The sequence below is a fragment of the Mesorhizobium sp. M7A.F.Ca.CA.004.06.1.1 genome (assembly GCF_003999135.1).
Lineage (GTDB): Bacteria > Pseudomonadota > Alphaproteobacteria > Rhizobiales > Rhizobiaceae > Mesorhizobium.
The window spans coordinates 1-856 of sequence record NZ_RZPQ01001271.1 but is presented as its reverse complement, the minus strand read 5'-3'; the positions used below and the strand labels follow the sequence as shown (position 1 = coordinate 856).

The following is an 856-nucleotide window of genomic DNA, read 5'->3' as shown; positions in this document are numbered from 1 at the left end:
CCTATGAGCTGGCTGCCGCCAGCAGTGAAGCGGCGGTGACGATCTTCGCCACCGGCTCCGAGGTCGAGATCGCGCTCGGCGCGCGCGACCTGCTGGAAAAGCACGGCCATCCCACCCGCGTCGTCTCGGTGCCCTGCTTCGAACTGTTCGACCAGCAGAGCGACGACTACCGCAAGAAAACGATCGGCAACGCGCCGATCAAGATGGCGATCGAGGCCGGCATACGCCAGGGTTGGGATCATCTGATCGGCTCCGACGGCATCTTCGTCGGCATGACAGGCTTCGGCGCCTCGGGCACGATCGAGCAACTCTATCCGCATTTCGGCATTACCGCCGAAGCCGCGGCCAAGGCGGCGGAAGCCCGCCTGCATACAAAGTAGGTTCAAGGTTCGGCGAAATCGCGATAAGGCGGTTTCGCCGGGCTGACCCAACTTAATCGATTTAAATCCACGTCGCTGCGGCTGGATTCTTTCTGCTTCCGCCGCTATGAAACTGCGGACCCCTCGTCCGCCCTCCAACTCCCAGGGAGAGAATTATGACCGTCAGAGTTGCCATCAACGGATTTGGCCGCATCGGCCGCAACATCCTGCGCGCCATCCATGAATCCGGCCGCAAGGACATCGACGTCGTCGCCGTCAACGACCTCGGCCCGGTCGAGACCAATGCGCATCTGTTGCGCTATGACAGCGTGCATGGCCGCTTCCCGCATGAAGTCTCGGTTTCCGGCGATCAGATCACCGTCGGCAAGGAAACGTTCAAGGTCACCGCGATCAAGGATCCGACGCAGCTACCGTGGAAGGAACTCGGCATCGACATCGCGCTCGAATGCACCGGCGTCTTCACCGCCCGTGACAAG

General features: G+C 61.7%; 2 protein-coding genes. Both read left to right on the top strand.

The window, feature by feature from the left end; translation table 11 throughout:
- A partial coding sequence (locus EN906_RS35715; protein ID WP_281060484.1) for a transketolase C-terminal domain-containing protein occupies window positions 1-380 on the top strand: 380 nt, incomplete at its 5' end.
- Between the two features lie 155 nt (window positions 381-535).
- Window positions 536-856 (top strand): glyceraldehyde 3-phosphate dehydrogenase NAD-binding domain-containing protein (locus tag EN906_RS35710; RefSeq protein ID WP_245484415.1); only part of this gene is annotated, 321 nt, incomplete at its 3' end.